Source organism: Acidisoma sp. PAMC 29798, assembly GCF_030252425.1.
Classification (GTDB): domain Bacteria; phylum Pseudomonadota; class Alphaproteobacteria; order Acetobacterales; family Acetobacteraceae; genus Acidisoma; species Acidisoma cladoniae.
Genome location: NZ_CP126994.1, coordinates 1,035,220 through 1,052,031, shown reverse-complemented (window position 1 = coordinate 1,052,031; position 16,812 = coordinate 1,035,220). Strand labels below are relative to the sequence as shown.

12 protein-coding genes are annotated in these 16,812 nt (G+C 63.2%); 9 read left to right on the top strand and 3 right to left on the bottom strand.

Going from position 1 to position 16,812, the window contains the following annotated elements:
* Positions 1–101 precede the first annotated feature (101 nt).
* From QP803_RS05055 to QP803_RS05045, 3 genes are all read right to left on the bottom strand, one after another.
* Positions 102–1,061, bottom strand: a complete 960-nt coding sequence (locus QP803_RS05055; protein ID WP_284946634.1) for a hypothetical protein — start codon at positions 1,059–1,061, stop codon at positions 102–104.
* Positions 1,062–1,289: 228 nt separating this feature from the next.
* Positions 1,290–6,191, bottom strand: a complete 4,902-nt coding sequence (locus QP803_RS05050; RefSeq protein ID WP_284946633.1) for a Hint domain-containing protein — start codon at positions 6,189–6,191, stop codon at positions 1,290–1,292.
* 89 nt (positions 6,192–6,280) lie between these two features.
* Positions 6,281–7,411 (bottom strand): helix-turn-helix transcriptional regulator, encoded by a 1,131-nt coding sequence (locus QP803_RS05045; protein ID WP_284946632.1) that lies wholly within the window; start codon positions 7,409–7,411, stop codon positions 6,281–6,283.
* 182 nt (positions 7,412–7,593) lie between these two features.
* Here QP803_RS05045 and QP803_RS05040 point away from each other — a divergent pair, with 182 nt between their 5' ends.
* From QP803_RS05040 to QP803_RS05000, 9 genes are all read left to right on the top strand, one after another.
* On the top strand, positions 7,594–8,241 hold the full coding sequence (locus tag QP803_RS05040; RefSeq protein ID WP_284946631.1) for a 2OG-Fe(II) oxygenase family protein: 648 nt from the start codon (positions 7,594–7,596) through the stop codon (positions 8,239–8,241).
* Positions 8,242–9,036 (top strand): DeoR/GlpR family DNA-binding transcription regulator, encoded by a 795-nt coding sequence (locus tag QP803_RS05035; RefSeq protein WP_284946630.1) that lies wholly within the window; start codon positions 8,242–8,244, stop codon positions 9,034–9,036.
* Between the two features lie 184 nt (positions 9,037–9,220).
* Entirely contained in the window at positions 9,221–10,765 is a 1,545-nt protein-coding gene (gene glpD, locus QP803_RS05030) for a glycerol-3-phosphate dehydrogenase (RefSeq protein ID WP_284946629.1), read from the top strand.
* Entirely contained in the window at positions 10,762–11,868 is a 1,107-nt protein-coding gene (locus QP803_RS05025) for an ABC transporter ATP-binding protein (protein ID WP_284946628.1), read from the top strand. Before glpD ends, QP803_RS05025 begins: the two co-directional genes overlap by 4 nt.
* 10 nt (positions 11,869–11,878) lie before the next feature.
* Positions 11,879–12,964 carry an ABC transporter ATP-binding protein gene (locus QP803_RS05020; protein ID WP_284946627.1) on the top strand — a complete coding sequence of 362 codons (1,086 nt, stop codon included), beginning with the start codon at positions 11,879–11,881 and terminating at the stop codon, positions 12,962–12,964.
* A complete protein-coding gene (locus tag QP803_RS05015; RefSeq protein WP_350356064.1) occupies positions 12,961–13,851 on the top strand; it encodes a carbohydrate ABC transporter permease in 891 nt (296 codons plus the stop codon). The genes QP803_RS05020 and QP803_RS05015 overlap by 4 nt, the downstream gene beginning before the upstream one ends.
* On the top strand, positions 13,851–14,654 hold the full coding sequence (locus QP803_RS05010) for a carbohydrate ABC transporter permease (protein ID WP_284947828.1): 804 nt from the start codon (positions 13,851–13,853) through the stop codon (positions 14,652–14,654). Before QP803_RS05015 ends, QP803_RS05010 begins: the two co-directional genes overlap by 1 nt.
* A 12-nt stretch (positions 14,655–14,666) precedes the next feature.
* On the top strand, positions 14,667–14,942 hold the full coding sequence (locus QP803_RS05005) for a DUF2160 domain-containing protein (RefSeq protein WP_284946626.1): 276 nt from the start codon (positions 14,667–14,669) through the stop codon (positions 14,940–14,942).
* Positions 14,943–15,011: 69 nt separating this feature from the next.
* Complete coding sequence (locus tag QP803_RS05000) at positions 15,012–16,772, top strand: ABC transporter substrate-binding protein (RefSeq protein WP_284946625.1); 1,761 nt, start codon at positions 15,012–15,014, stop codon at positions 16,770–16,772.
* The last annotated feature ends 40 nt before the right edge of the window (positions 16,773–16,812 follow it).

The following is a 16,812-nucleotide window of genomic DNA, read 5'->3' as shown; positions in this document are numbered from 1 at the left end:
GTGATGGCGCCAGTAACGCCGGTTACCCTTTGGTCGGCAAATGATCCGTCATTTCTCCGACCTGGAGATTTCCGTCATCGACCCGTGGTCAGGATGACAGATCACCCATCATCGTCATAATCGACGAAAGTGAGCGGCTTGCCCGTCACGGCCGCCAGCGTCGCCGCGATGTCGTTCAGATCATCGGCATGCTCACCCTGGGCCACGTGAACGGTTTTGGTCGGAAACGCGGCATAGCCGGTGTCGCACCGGGCCGAGAGCGTGCTACCGCCGCTGAACCTCGCCGGTCGAAGGCGAATGACATCGAAAGCCGCGATCTGCGTCACCGGGATGACGCAGAAGGCATCCTCGAAAACGATCAACCCCTGCCCGTCCTCTGACAGCCCGAAGACGCCACGGAAGCGCGCAAGATCGGACGGTGGTTCGCGCATGAACTCAAGCTGCGCCTCGACAAACACGGTCTCAGCGAGGTTGGCGCGGGGTTTCACCGGCGTCCAGTTTCGGGTTGCCCCCATGGGCGCAAAGCTCTCCAGCCAAACCGTGTCACGCGGCGAAAGCGGCGGCCGCCACCCCGTCCGCACCGTCACCGCACAGGCCGTGATGAGGCGCGGATCCCGGCCATGCGCAGGAATCTCCGCTTTCGGACCGGATTGCCTGCTCGGCGGCCAGACGGTCAGAGTGACGGAGGCCGCGCCCCACTGCCAAGAGACGGCGCGCGTGTTATTCCGGTCAATGATCGGGCGAGGTCCGAAATGCCGCGCAAACTCGGTAGCGGCGACGCGGATATTGGCCTCCGCGTCCCCACCCACGGATATCTGGGTCGACAGCGTCACGGGCGGCATCGCAGGCGCATATCGCGCAAACGCCTGGAAGCCGAAGGGCCACAGCATCCCGCTGAGTGGCGGCGGAGCCACGTCCAGGGTCACGAGAGCCCATCGATACGGGTTGTCTGTACGGACACCGTATTGCGCGGCGAGGTCCGCGCGGGTGGCACGCCATGGCGGGCACGCGGCATCCAGCCAGTCCGCCAGGGGGTGATCGGCGATCTCCTGTGAAGGCATACCGCGTCTAGACTTCGAAAATGGGGTGGTGCGGGTGGCCTATCCCGGCGGCTACCGCAACTGTAACGATATTGTGCGCTGCACAAAAAACTCTTGCGTGTTTGGAAACGTGCGAATAGATTTGTATCCGACGCAACGGCGGTCCTTGATCGTGTTGCTGTTTTCTTGGACGTTTCCTCCCTAAACTTGGCGGCACTCCGGTGCCGCCTTTTTTTTGTCGCCAAGCCATCAGCATGGGATTGGGATGAGACGGCTGTTCGGGCCGCCTGCGTGGCGCGGCGCGGCTTCGGGTTGGACGTCAGATCGGGCCGCCAGCAACGCCCGTGCCCTCGTGACCTCGGGTCCCGTTACCCGCAGCGGTGCATAGCCAAGGGCGTCCATCAGCAAGCTGATGTCATGCCGTTCCGATCCCCAGGCCGGGTGGAGCGCCTTGACCACGCCGCCCGCGAAGGCGGTGCGGTCGCCGGTATCGAGATAGCTCTCCGACGGTAAACCCTCAGCCAGAACCACGGCATGCTCCGGCAGCTCGACATGGAAATAGGTGATTATGCCCGCAGGCACCTGGCGAATCGTGGTGCCGTTGATGAGGTGCTTGATCGGGATCAACACACCTTCCACGAAAACGGCATGGTCGGGTGACAGGAAGACATCCCGCTTGGGAACGGCCGGAGCGAAAGCATCGGCCTGGATCTGAACCGGATTGACCTTGTCGGGGCTCGCATGGCGGCGACAGTCGATGCTGCGCTGGCCGAGCCATGTAATCGGACGGTCGGCCCTGTCGAGGGTGAGGACACGATCGCCGATTCGCAGTTCTTCCACCGCGACATAGCCCCGGATGGTGAGGATACGTGTGCCTTCGGCGAAGCAGGGCGCCACGACCTCGACGCTGACCGTGCCCGCCGTGCTGTCGAAGTGCAGATCTTGCGCCGTGTAGGACCCGGTGAAACTGAGGCTGCCGAGCGCCGCCGTCCCGCTGGTGAAACTCAGCGTGGATTGGTCCGCGTTGCCGCTGAAGCTCGCGGAAGCCCCGACCAGGTCGGCCGCCGTCACCGCGTCTCCGGCGACGAAGCCGCTGATCGATGCCTGGAAGCCGCCGACATCACCCAGGGTCACAGTGCCCGTGTCGCCGACGAAGGTGACGGTTTCGGTCTGACTGACGCCGCCGCCAAAGATGACGTCGCTGCCGACGCCGACTTCGATGGTGCCAGAGCCGGTGACAGCGCCGTCGAAGGTGAGCGTGGACGGGTCCGTTATGATCAGGCCATCGTTCGTGAACGCACCCTCCGCCGTCAGGGTACCGAGATCGGTCAGGGTGGCGCCGGAGGCGAGCGTATTGGCGCCGGCGAGATCCCAGTCACCACCCGCATCGACTGTGACGGTCGTGAAACCGGTGAATTGCGTGCCGAGGCCGGACAGCGTTCCGGCCGAAGGGACGCTCGGTTGTTGGGCCAGTTCCAGCGTATTGCTGCCGCCGGATGCCGCTGTCACCGCGCCAGCAAAGATCGCGCCGGCATGGACGACGAGTTTGTTGTGTCCCGTGGCGCCGGAGAAATCGACCGCGTCACCGGTTGTCCCGATAATAGTGCCGGCATTGTCGATCGTGCCGCCATTGCCGATGTCGATGCCATCGATGCCGCCAAGGATCGATCCACCGGCAGCATTGTCCACGATGCCGCCGTTGGACATGACGATGCCGGCATCACTCTTGCCCGTGATGCTGCCGGCATTGGCTACGGTGCCGCCGCCATTCTTGTCGAGGATGCCGATCTTGCCGCCGGTGACGGAGCCTGAAGCAGAGGCGCCGCTCGTGTCATCACCGACAGATTGATTGACCTGAATGTCCCAGCCGCCTGAGACCGTGCCGGTATTGGCGATGCCATCGGTGCCGCCATCCAAGGATTGATTGACCTGAATGTCCCACCCACCAGCTACCGTCCCGCTGTTGGCGATGCCGTCCGTATCGCCGGACGAGGCCTCATTGGTCGCAAGGTCCCAGCCGCCCGTGACCATGCCGGTATTGACGATGCCGTCGTCGCCGCCATCCACTTGGTTGGTCGCGAGGTCCCAGCCGCCCGTGACCGTGCCTGCGTTGACGATGCCGTCGCCGCTGCCGCCGTCCAGGGCTTGGTTGGTCTGAACGTCCCAGCCGCCTGTCACGGTGCCGGTGTTGGCGATGCCATCGGTGCCGCCATCCACTTGGTTGGTCGCGAGATCCCAGCCGCCCGTGACCGTGCCGGTGTTGGCGATGCCATCGTCACCACCATCCACTGAAGCATTCGTCTCGAGGTCCCAGCCCACGCCGCCTACACTGCCGGTATTGACGATGCCGTCTGTGCCGCCCGACAGAGGGCCGTTGGTGAGAATGTCCCACCCGCCGGACAGCGTTCCCGCATTGGCGATGCCCGCCATCGTGCCGCTGACCGTGCCGTTCTGCGTGATGGTCCAACTGGTGGCGTCGGTGGTCGTGTTGGAGATCCCATCGGCGCCGCCACTGATGATGGCGCCCTTGGGAATGGTGACATTGCCCGGCGCGGTCGGAGACAGGGTCACGCCGGTCGTGCCGCCGAAGGTGATCGCTTCCAGGCCAGTGGCGCTGTCGTGGCTGACGCTGTAGCTGCCGATGCCGCCCACGTCATAGGTGACGTTGGTAAAGCTGTAGGTGCCGATATCGGTCGTCACGGTCAGGCTGTCGGTGCCGAGCGTGACGGAGGAGACGGTCGTTCCCGGCAGTTCCAGCACATCGCCGGCGCCGACATCGGCCAGCTCGGCGCTGATCGCGGCGCCCGGCGCCGCCAGGGCGAAGGTGCCACCGCCGATATAGGTCAGCTCCGATCCTGCAGCTGGCGCGCCGGCCAGTTCCACCTTGCCGCTATCCTGGGCGATGTAGTCCAACGCCGGCGCTGCCGTCTCCGTGTCATCGATCACCGCACCGGCGCCTGTCGCATACAGCGTCGGCGCGGCACCGGTGCCCGTGACGGCGATGCTGCCGAGGGTCAGGATATCGGCGGCGCCACTGCCGGTGACGGCAATCTCGCTGGAGGCGGCAATCGTCAAGGCGGTAACCGACAGGCCGTCCGTTACCGTGAGGGTGCTCACCTCACCAGCCGTGCCGGTGGGCGGCGACAGGCTCAGCGCCTTCAGGCTCAGCCCGGCGATGTCGTCAGTGCCACTCGCCGCCATCTCGATCGCATCGCCGTTTGTCGGCAGGCCGTTGGTCCAATTGGCCGCATCGCTCCACAGATAGGCGCCGCTGGTTGCTGCCTTGTTAGCTTCGAACACATCCGGGCCGGCCGGCGCCGCGCCGACGCCGACCTGCATATCCGCATAGAAGCCAGAGTCCGGCGCATCCACGATGACCTTCAACTCGATCGCCACAGGCAAGTTCGTCAGCTGAGAGGGCAGATCTTCGAGGTCGCCGACGGTGCCAAGATTGATGACGTTATCGCTGAAAAAGGCTTCAGCCGCCGCGCCGCTGGAAAAGGATTTAACGACCTCTTCCTGTCCGAAGGCCACGAACAGATCGACTTCCGTCACGCCCGTGCCGATCAGCGCCGCCTCGTGAAGGTCGAGCAGCACGTCGGCGTCAGGCGAATAGGCGGAAAAATCGAGATGTCCGGTCACCGTGGTCGTATTCGTGACAGCGGTCGTGAGGTTGCCGTAATTGCCACCGCCCTCTTCGGTGTCGAGCAGCAAAGTATCGCCGGTGCCGAGATCCGTGCCGTTGGTGGCGGAGGTGGGGTCGAGAACATCGGCCGAGACGACCTGATCCGTGGTGTCGAAGGCGCCGAGCGCGTCGCCTTGCGACTGAGCGGCATAGGCCGTCGTGGTGCCCGAAACCACCGCGACCGCCGTGGAATCGAGGCCGTCCTCGGCTCCGACGAGGCCGTTTTCATAGCTCCCGCCGGCATCCGCCGTCGCGGTGCCACTCAGCCCGATGCCGGTTGCCTTTGCGGTGGCGTTGCCGCCGGTGTCCTCGCCGACCCCGCCGCTCGCCAGCGCCGTGACATTGGCCTCGGCACCCGTCCCAGTGGCGCTCGCATCGGCCGCACCGCCGCGTGTGTTCGCACCGCCACCATTGGCGGAGACGTAGACATTGACGAAGGTGGCGGCGGTGCCGATGCCCGTGGCCTGCCCCGTGCCGCCATCGGCACCCCCGTATCCGCCAATGGCGACGATGTCCTCATAGACGGTCTTCGTTCCGGTGATCGCCGCGCTGGACGCCGCATCGCCACCAGGGCCCCCGGTGGTCAGGCCGCCGCCGGATGCGAGAACCTCCCCGCCGTCGCCGCCTGTCGCAGAGGCAGTCACCGACACCTGGGTACTCGATGTGTCATTCAGCGTGAGGTCGGAGGTCGCGGCACCGCCAGAGGCAGTGCCGGGCCCCGCGAAGGGACCGCCGTCGCCGCCGGTTCCGCCATCGGCGGTCTGGCTCAGGATGAGCGTGCCGCCATCGGTGGTGCCGGAGACGGCGTTGGTGAGCGTGCTGGATCCGCCATTGCCGCCGGCCGGTCCTGCACCGCCGGCGCCGCCGACCTGCTTGACGGTGGCGGTCGCCTGTGTGGTGCCGGTGGCGGTGGCCGTGCTACCGCTCAGACTGGCGCCATTGCCGCCGGAATAGAGGTTCCCGGTATAGGAACCTCCGTCATATTGCGGCGTGTCGTATTGCGACGTGCCGCCCGTTCCGCCGTAAGCAGTCGCGGTGGCTGCAGCCGCACCCGCCGTATTGCCGGCCGAGGCGTTTGCCTTCGCATCGCCGCCGACACCGCCCATACCACCCAGCGCCGAGGGCAGGCCGCCGATGCCACCATCGCCCGCAGTGCCGCCCGCGGCGGTCGCGCTTGCCGAATTGCCGCCAGCCGATGCGGTGATCGTGGCGGCATCGGCAGCGGCGTAACCACCGGATCCGCCATCGCCGGCGCGGCCACCGCCCTGGTTGGGGTTATTATTCGCGGCGCCATTGCCGCCACGGCCACCGTCACCGCCCACAGCCTCCGCCGTATTCGTGGTGTCCGTGCCTGAATTCGCCTCTGCCCCGCCGGCGAGGCCGGGTGCGCCACCGGTGCCACTGGCCCCACTGGTTTGACCTGTCATGCCAGGTAGCCCATCGGCACCCGTCGAAGTTACATCCATGGTGGCTTCTCCGGTCTAATCGCGGCCTTTGCCCTTACCGCCACTAAACGCATAGTGCGCCCGCTGGCACATCCCCCGATCGGGGGGGATCATTGGGTGCGTCGGAAAGGACTCGCTGTGCCGGCCACGAGTTTCACGAGATCCGCCTGGCGCGTGGTGCCGGTTTTTCGGTAGATCGACTTGAGATGCGATTTTATCGTCTCGCTCGTCAGACCCATGACAGACGCGATTTGCGGAACACCGCCCAATTCGACAACGCCCGCAACGACTGCCATCTCCCGCTGGGTCAGGCCGTAATGGGAACGCAACACTTGGGCGGAGGCTGGACTGTCGAAGTGCAGTTCCCGAATGACGAGTGCTGCAACGGCGCGATACCGGCCGCCGACGGCTTGGCGTGATCCATTCATCAAGGACATGACGGTTCCGACCAGGACACGTCCATTCGCGCTGCCAAAGATGATGGAAAGCCCGTCTGTTCCAAGCGCGTCATCGCCGGCGCTGGCCAGGACCAATGCCGCGTCCAATTGCGCGCGCGCTTGCAGATCGGCGGGCCAGACTCTGCCGCCGAGAAGCGCGAACGCCTGCGGTTGATCGGCCAAAAGGGCCTGCGCGCCGAGGTTGCTGTGCAGGATGGTGCCCTGTGCATCGAGCAGGAAGATCCCTCCATCGAGCACGTCGAGCGTGTCCGACAGGGTGGAGGCATCAAGCCTCTGCCGATTGAGCACGCGGCTGATTGTCGCGGCCCGCCGGACATGTGGTCCGATCATAGCGAGCTTGCGCCTCACGGATTCGTCAGCGATGCCTTGGTCACTGTTGCGCGCGATAGAGAGCACGGTGATGGTGGTTGCCGTCGCTTCCAGAACCACGACGGCCAGATCAACCATCTGACGCAGTGACAGGAACTCGCTCGCAAACCGGCTCCTGGCATATTCCTCCGGTGTCATCAGGTCGGAGGTCAAGATGACAGTGCCGGCCTCGATTTGTCCGTAGGATGCCAGACGCATCGGATTGAGCAGAAGATAGGTTTCGAGATAACTGCGGACCCAATCAGGGTCCGAAAACGATACGTAGAAGACGCTTTTCGTCGTTTCGATGGCATCTTCGAGAATCAGTATGCCCCGTGCGCCCCCGACGTAGTCGGTAATGTTTGCAAGGACTTCAGGCCAAGCATCAGGATTGATAACCGTATCGTAGATATCGCCAATCAGTCTCGAAAACATTTTCAAAATGAATCGCCCGGCCTGTTGAAGTCCGCACCGCACATCAAGACCCTGCCTGCTTATCCTGTCTTTTGTAACAATGCCAAGCAACGGGCTGTGAACGGGCTGCGAAACGAGGCACTGGCCCCGCCTGCTTGACAGTGCCCTGACGGACGATCACAGGCGATGCGGGGAGAAATTCGATGGCGCGTCTCGAAATCAACGTCAGGGGCTTGTTCGCGACCCCGGTCGCCGCGGTTGAACTGCCGGATGCCGCCGCCCGCAATGCCGAGCTGTCGCGCCTCATTCTGCAACGCCGGGCCGAAACACCCTCGGTCCAGGCCTCGAACGCCGGCGGTTGGCATTCGGACCGCGCCATTACGGAATGGGGCGGCCCACGAATAGCGGAGGTCCTGACCCTGGCTCGTCAGGTCGCCACGCAGATGACCGGGGACCGCCAGGGCCATAAGATCAGCCCGGTCTGGACGACGCAGGCCTGGGCCAATGTCAACGGACCTGGGGACGGCAATATCAGCCACTACCATCCCGGCAGCTTCTGGTCGGGCACCTATTATGTCGATGACGGCGGCTGCGCGAGCGATTCGGCCCTCGGCGGAGAGTTCGAAATGATCGATCCGCGCGGCCCTGGGCCCGGCATGTATGCCCCTGGCCTAAAATTCGCGGGCGAGGACGGCGCCTCGGTCGGCAGCGGAGAGACCATTCGGCCGAAGCCCGGCCTGCTGTTCATCTTCCCGTCCTGGTTATTCCATCAGGTGCGACCCTATCGCGGCACCGGGCTGCGCATTTCCATCGCCTTCAACCTCGGTGTCTCCTCAGGCGAAGGCCGTTAAGTGGCGGAGGTTCTCCGCCCCGTCTCCCGCCGGCAGCAGGATATCGCGGGCCTCATTCGCGAAACTGGTCGCGTGGCGGTGGAGGAGCTGGCCGCCCGCTTCGGCGTGACACCGCAAACCATCCGCCGCGATCTCAATGAACTCAGTGAGGCGCGGATCATCACCCGCACCCATGGCGGCGCCGTCGTCGCCTCCGGTGTCGAGAACCTCGCCTATGACGCGCGCAAGCTGGCGGCACATAGCGCCAAGCGGCTGATCGGGCTGGCGGCGGCCGAGCTTATTCCCGACCATTCCTCGCTCTTCATCAATCTCGGGACGACGACGGAGGAAGTGGCGCAGGCCATTGCCGGTCGCCAGGGATTATTGGTGATCACCAACAATATCAATGTCGCCAATGCGCTATACCCCAATCCATCGATCAACGTGATCATCGCGGGCGGCACCATTCGCGCGAGTGACGGCGGCGTGGTCGGGCGCATGGCGGCCGAGGTCATCCGTCAGTTCAAGGTCGATATTGCGGTCATCGGCACCTCCGCCATCGATGAGGACGGGACCTTGCTGGATTATGATATCCGCGAGGTGCAGGTGTCCCGTGCGATCATCGAGAATGCGCGCCGCGTGCTGCTCGTCACCGATTGCAGCAAGTTCACCCGCCGCGCGCCGGTGCGGATCGCGCGTCTGGACGAGATCGACGTCTTGGTGACCGACCGCCTGCCCTCCCCCGCCATCGCAGCGCTTTGCAGGGGGCTGGAGATCGAGGTGATCGAAACCGGGGGCACGGCCGAGGAAGGGTGAGGTGGCTTCCGTCTGACGGGTGTCGTTGAAGCAAATCGACGATGGTGGGTGGCGATGCTTTCGTCTCCGAAAAGGAAAACGCCGACCGATGTTCGTTTCCGCTCACTTGCGCGTTCGTTTTTTTCATGATTTATTCGTTTTAGAAGGGGCGCGCATAGAACGCGCTCTACGGGAATGAACGTCTTTGGACTCCTCGCCAGCACCGCGACTCTATGACCTCGCCATCATCGGTGGTGGCATCAACGGGTGCGGCATCGCGCGTGACGCTGCGGGACGGGGATGGAGCGTCTATCTGTGTGAGCAGAAGGATCTCGGCTCGGGCACCTCCTCCGCCTCGACCAAGCTGATTCATGGCGGGTTGCGATACCTCGAATATTACGAATTCAGACTGGTCCGTGAAGCGCTGATGGAGCGGGAGGTCTTATGGGGCATCGCGCCGCATATCGTCTGGCCGTTGCGCTTCGTGCTGCCCTATCACAAGAAGCTTCGCCCGCGCTGGATGCTGCGCCTGGGGCTGTTTCTGTATGACAATATCGGTGGCCGCAAGAAACTGCCCAAGACACGCTCGGTCGATCTGACGCGCGACAAGGCAGGCGCGCTATTGAAGCCGCAATATAAACGTGGCTTTGAATATTCGGATTGCTGGGTCGAAGATTCCCGCCTCGTCGTGCTCAATGCCATGGCCGCCGCTGCCCTTGGCGCGACTATATCGCCCCGCACCCGCTGCGTGTCCGCGGAACGACGGGACGGGCTTTGGCATGTCACGCTGCGGGACGAGCAAACCGGCGACGTCACCCACATCATGGCGCGGGGCCTGATCAACGCTGCCGGCCCCTGGGTCGGGGAGGTTGCGCAGTCTGTGATGCATAATAACAGCCGCGCGCCGGTGCGGCTGGTCCAGGGCAGCCACATCGTCGTGCCAAAGCTGTATGATCATGCCGGCTGCTATATTTTCCAGAACGCCGACAATCGCATCTTCTTCGTGATTCCCTATGAGCAGGACTTCACGCTCATTGGGACGACAGACCAGGATTATACGGGCGACCCAGGGTCGGTCCATGCGAGCGCCGAGGAGATCGCCTATCTCTGCCGCTCCGCCAGCGATTATCTGCGCGTGCCGATCACGCCTGATGATGTCGTTTGGACCTATTCCGGCGTGCGCCCGCTCTATGACGAAAGCGGCGAGGGGAAGGCCCAGGAGGCGACGCGGGACTATGTGCTGAAGCTGGACGCGGAAGGTGGCGTGCCACCGTTGCTGTCCATCTTCGGCGGCAAGATCACGACCTATCGCCGGCTTGCCGAATCGGCACTGGAACAATTGGGTCCGCATCTGCCGGCCGTGAAGGGCCGCGCGATCGGTTGGACCGGCCGCGAGCCACTGCCGGGTGGCGATTTCCCGATGGAAGGATTCGAAACGACTTTGCAGGCGGCAAAGACGCGTTATCCTTTCATCGCCGACCGCCACCTCCGCCGCCTGCTGCGGGCCTACGGCACGCGCATCGACGATCTTCTCCGTGATTGCCGCAGCATGGCCGATCTTGGCCGCGTCTACGGCGCTGACCTGACCGAGGCTGAGCTTGCCTATCTCGTGCGGGCCGAATGGGTGCGCAGCGCCGCCGACGCCCTCTGGCGACGGAGCAAGCTTGGACTTAGACTATCGAAATCTGAATTCGCGGAGGTGGATGAGGCCGTATCGCGTATCGCATCCGCGCAGGAGCATGCAGTTTGAGTTTGGTTCTCGATCATGTCGGCCTCAAGGTCGGCCAGAATATTATCATCGACGACGTCTCGTTGACCTTCGAGCGTGGGGTGATGAACGTTCTGCTCGGACCGACGCTCTCGGGCAAGACGACGCTGATGCGGCTGATGGCGGGGCTCGATAAGCCGACCACCGGCGCCATCCATGTGCGCGGCCAGAACATCGTCGGCGTGCCGGTGCGCAAGCGCTCCGTCGCCATGGTCTACCAGCAATTCGTCAATTACCCGTCCATCACGGTCTACGAGAACATCGCCTCGCCGCTGCGGGTGGCGCGCCTGTCGAAAGCGGAGATCGAAAGCCGCGTGCAGGATGCCGCGCGCGTTTTGCGGCTGGAGCCCTATCTGGATCGGCTGCCGGCGCAGCTTTCCGGCGGCCAGCAGCAGCGCACCGCCATTGCGCGCGCCTTGGTCAAACATGCCGAGTTGGTGCTGCTGGACGAGCCGCTCGCCAATCTGGATTACAAGCTGCGTGAGGAATTGCGCGAGGAATTGCCGAAGCTGTTTGCGGCGACCGGCACCATCCTTGTCTATGCAACGACGGAACCTGGGGAAGCCTTGCTGCTGGGTGGCACCACGGCGGCCCTTTGGCAGGGTCGTGTCAGCCAGATAGGCGCGACGCCGGCGGTCTATCGTCGGCCCGCCAATATCGACGCGGCGCGTGTCTTTTCCGACCCACCCTTGAATGAAATGATGGTCTCCCGCCAGGGTCGGGCGGTGACGCTGCCCGATGGCCGCAGCATCGACGCCGATCTGCTGTTGCCGGACTTGCCTGACGGTGCTTACCGGATCGGCTTTCGCGTGGAGGATGCGCAGCTCGGCGACGCCTCGGGCGGCGGCGATCGCTTTCCCGGCAAAGTCGCCGTGACCGAGATCAGCGGGTCGGAAAGCTTCGTCCATCTCGATGTCGGTTTCGCCACCTGGGTCAGCCTGGTGATGGGCGTGCATGACTGGCAACCCGGTGCCGCCGCCGGGATCAGCATCGATCCTACGCGCATCTTCGTTTTTGACACGGCGGGTCTGCTGATCCGGGCACCGGATGCCGAGGCCGCACGACGCCTCGCGGCACTGGTCTGAGGACGCGGATATGGCAAGCATAACCCTCGATCATATCGCCCACGCCTATCCTGGCCCCGCCGGCGGGGAGAAGCGCTATGCGCTGAAACCCATCGACCATGTCTGGCAAAATGGCCATGCCTATGCCCTGCTGGGGCCATCCGGTTGCGGCAAGACCACGCTGCTCAACATCATCTCCGGTCTCGTCATTCCCTCAGACGGGCGGCTGCTGTTCGATGGCACTGACGTCACCCGCCTGCCGACGGAAAAGCGCAATATCGCTCAGGTCTTCCAGTTCCCTGTCATCTACGACACCATGACGGTGGCCGAGAACCTCGCTTTTCCGCTCAAGAATCGCGGCATGGATAAGGTTTCGATCGAGCGGCGCGTGGGGGAGATTGCGGATCTTCTCGATCTGCGCCCGGTGTTGAAGCACCGCGCGCGGGGCCTGACGGCCGATGCGAAACAGAAGATCTCCCTCGGGCGCGGTCTGGTGCGCGCGGATGTTTCGGCCGTGCTGTTCGACGAGCCGCTGACGGTGATCGATCCTGCCCTCAAGTGGGAATTGCGCTCGAAGCTCAAGGCCGTGCATCAGGCGCTCGACATGCTCATGATTTACGTGACGCACGACCAGGTGGAGGCTTTGACCTTCGCCGATCAGGTCGTGGTGATGAAGGACGGCGCCGTGCTGCAGATCGGCACGCCGACGGATCTGTTCGAGCGCCCGGCCCATAGCTTCGTCGGCTATTTCATCGGCTCGCCGGGCATGAACTTCCTGCCTGTCTCGGTCGCCGGGACTCACGCCGTGGTGGACAATATTGCCTTCGACCTCGGCGCGCATTACCGGACGCCGGCAGCGGGCACCGCCGTGCAGCTTGGCTTCCGACCCGATTACGCCACGGTGCGGCCACAGGGCGGCATTCCCGTGCGGGTCTTGAAGATCGAGGACCTCGGTCGTCGCCGTCTGGTCCGCGTGGCGCTCGGCGGGCATGAGGCGGTGGCGGTGCTGCCGAACGACGTGTCTTTGTCCCCGGGTGACAGTGCCGGCCTGCACGTCACCTCCCAACACCTGCATATCTATGTCGATGAGCATAGGGTCGAAGGACTCTCATCATGATGGACAAACCCTGGAACAACCGGGCGTGGTTCTTCGTGATCCCCGTCCTTTGCTTTGTTCTCTTCTCGTCGCTACTGCCGATGATGACGGTCGTGAACTACTCTGTTCAGGACACCATGGGGCAGAACAGCTTCTTTTGGAACGGCGTCGCCTGGTTTCAGAACCTGCTGGACCCGACGACGGATATGGGCGGTCGCTTCGCGGCGGCACTGGTCCGCAACCTGATCTTTTCCCTGGTGGTTCTATGCCTTGAACTGCCGTTGGGCATTGCGGTCGCCATCTGCATTCCCCGTCACGGCTGGCGCGTCGGCGCGACCTTGGTGCTGATCGCCCTGCCGCTGCTCATCCCCTGGACGGTCGTCGGCACGATCTGGCAGATTTTCGCACGCCAGGATATCGGTCTGCTCGGCGCCGCCTTGAACGGGTTGCATATTCCCTACAACGATACACAGGGGCCGATCTCCGCTTGGGCGACCATCGTTGTCATGGATGTCTGGCACTGGACCGGCATGGTGGCGCTGTTGTCCTACGCCGGCCTTAAGGCGATCCCGGATGCCTTCTATCAGGCGGCACGCATCGACGGTGCCAGCCGTTGGTCGGTCTTCCGCAACATCGAATTGCCGAAATTGCAGAAGGTGCTGGTGATTGCCGTGCTGCTGCGCTTCATGGAAAGCTTCATGATCTATACTGAGCCTTCGGTCGTGACCGGCGGTGGCCCCGGCGAGGCGACCAGCTTCCTGTCCCTCGATCTCGTCAAGATCGCGCTCGGGCAGGTCGACCTCGGCAATGCGGCTGCAATGTCCCTGGTCTACAACCTGATCACGCTGACCATCTGCTACGCCTTCTTTACCATCATGACTCAACTCGATCAGAGAAAGGGCGCGTGATGCGTATTCAAGGACGCAGCATCGCGATCGGGATTTACCTCATCGCCCTGTTCCTGCCGATCTATTGGCTCTTGAACATGAGCTTCAAGACTAACGGCGAGATCCTATCGAGCCTCAACTTCTGGCCGCATCACCCGACCCTCGCCAATTACCGCGTGATCTTCACAGACCCGGCCTGGTACCTCGGCTTCGTGCATTCGCTGACTTATGTCGCCATCAACACGGTGATCTCCGTCACGATCGCCCTGCCGGCGGCCTATGCCTTCAGCCGATTCCGCTTCATCGGCGACAAGCACCTGTTCTTCTGGCTGCTATCGAACCTCATGGCGCCGCCCGCCGTCTATGCCATGCCTTTCTTCAACCTCTATTATTCCATCGGGTTGTTCGACACCGTCTGGGCCGTGGCGCTGGCGCATTGTCTGTTCAACGTGCCGCTGGCCGTGTGGATTCTGGAAGGCTTCATCTCCGGCGTGCCACGCGAAATCGATGAGACGGCGGCGCTCGACGGTTATTCCTTTCCGCGTTTCTTCGTAAAGCTGTTCCTGCCGCTGATCGCCAATGGCGTCGGCGTCGCGGCTTTCTTCTGCTTCATGTTCTCCTGGGTGGAGCAGTTGCTCGCCACCACGCTGACCACCGTCAATGCCAAGCCGATCGTCTCGGTCATGACCCGCGTCTATTCTGCGGCGGGCATGGATTGGGGGCTGCTGGCTGCCGCCGGTGTGCTGACAATGGTGCCGGGTGCGATCGTCATCTGGTTCGTCCGCAACCATATCGCCAAGGGCTTTGCCCTTGGTCGCGTCTAAGGGATCGGGCACATGGCATGGATGGCATGGACCTGGGGGACGGCGGGCTTCTTTGGCCTCATCGCCCTGGCACTCCTGATCTTGACGCTGCTCGCGATCTATCGGCCGGAGACGCCGAAACGCGGTATCCTGGGCTTTCCGACCACACGCGGCGACCGCTTCTTCGTGTCGCTCGTTGGCTCGGCCTTCATCTTTATCCTATGGATTCGCATCACCGGTGGGGACAACCTTTGGTACCCTGTGGCGATCGCGATTCTGTACGGCGCGGCGATGTTCCGCTTCGCCTAGGACCTAACAACAACCGGAAAAAGATTGCGCGTGATGTCACGCGCGACGCCGGAACGAGGGGACGAAAAAATGGAAATTAAGAGACGTGACGTTGTGAAGGGGGGTGCCGCCGCTGCCGCGAGCGCCGCCATCCTGCTCCATTCTGCGCCCTCCCATGCGCAGCAGACGGATGCCGCCAAGAAGTGGGTCGATAATGAGTTCCAGCCCTCCACGCTCTCCAAGGACGAGCAGATGGCGGAGATGGAATGGTTCATCAATGCGGCCAAGCCGTTCGCGGGCATGCAGGTCAATTGCGTATCCGAAATTCTGAATATTCACCAATATGAGTCGAGCGTTCTGACGAAGGCCTTCGCCGAGATCACCGGCATCAAGGTCAACCACGACCTGATGGATGAGGGTCTCCTCGTCGACAAGATCGAAGTCGAGATGCAGTCCGGGCATCCGATCTACGATTTCTGGATGAACGATTCCGACTTCATCGGCACGCATCCGCGTTACAACGACATCGTCGATGGTTCGCTGACCGACTTTATGGCGAATAACGGCAAGGACGTTACCAATCCGAACCTCGACCTGAAGGACTTTGTCGGCCTGTCCTTCGGCACCTTCACGGATGGCAAGCTGTATCAGCTTCCCGACCAGCAGTTCGCGAACCTTTACTGGTTCCGGTATGACTGGTTCAAGCGTCCGGAACTGAAGGCGCAGTTCAAGGCGAAGTTCGGCTATGAACTCGGCGTTCCCGTCAACTGGTCTGCCTATGAGGACATCGCCGACTTCTTCACCAACGACGTGAAGACGATCGATGGTGTGCGCGTCTATGGCCACATGGATTACGGCAAGAAGGACCCGTCCCTCGGCTGGCGCTTCACCGATGCTTGGCTGTCGATGGCCGGCGCCGGCGATCGTGGTCTGCCGAACGGCCTGCCGGTCGACGAATGGGGCATCCGCAACGAAGGCGGCCTTCCGCGTGGCTCCTCCATCACCCGTGGCGGTGATGCGAATGGCCCGGCAGCGGTTTATGCGCTGACGAAATACGTCGATTGGCTGAAGAAGTTTGCACCGCCGGAAGCGGCCGGCATGGACTTCCTGGAAGCCGGACCGGTTCCGGGCCAGGGCCATATCGCGCAGCAGATCTTTTGGTACACGACCTTCTCCGCCACCATGAATCAGCCGGGTTCGCCGATGATGAATGCGGATGGGACGCCGAAATGGCGCATGGCCCCCTCCCCGCATGGACCCTATTGGAAGACGGGCATGAAGCTCGGCTACCAGGATTGCGGCTGCTGGACCATGCTGAAATACGCACCGATGGAGAAGATCAAGGCCGGCTGGCTCTATGCCCAGTTCAGCGTCTCCAAGAGCGTCAGCCTCAAGAAAGCCTTGTCGACACAGCATCTCATTCGTCAGAGCGACATCCAGAGTGAGGCGATGACGGATGCCGCGCCGAAGATGGGCGGCCTGGTCGAATTCTACCGTGGCCCGGCCGTGAAGCAGTGGACCCCCACCGGCGTCAACGTGCCTGACTACGGCAAGATGGCGCAGGTCTGGTGGCAGAACGTGTCCAACGCCATTGCGGGTTCGGTGACCCCGCAACAGGCGATGGACGGATTGGCCCGCGATCAGGATGCGATCATGAGCCGCATCGAGCGCTCGGGCGTGCAGGGCAAGCTCGGCCCGGTGATGAACAAGCCGCGCGATGCCGAATACTGGTACAAGAAGGCTGAGCAGGACGGCAATCTCGCTCCGCAGCGCAAGCTGGCGAACGAGAAGCCGCAGGGCGAGACGGTGGATTACGACGAGCTCATCAAGAGCTGGTCGGCACCCAAATAGACCTGAGTTCGGTCTGACGTGACGATGGGGGGGGGCTCGG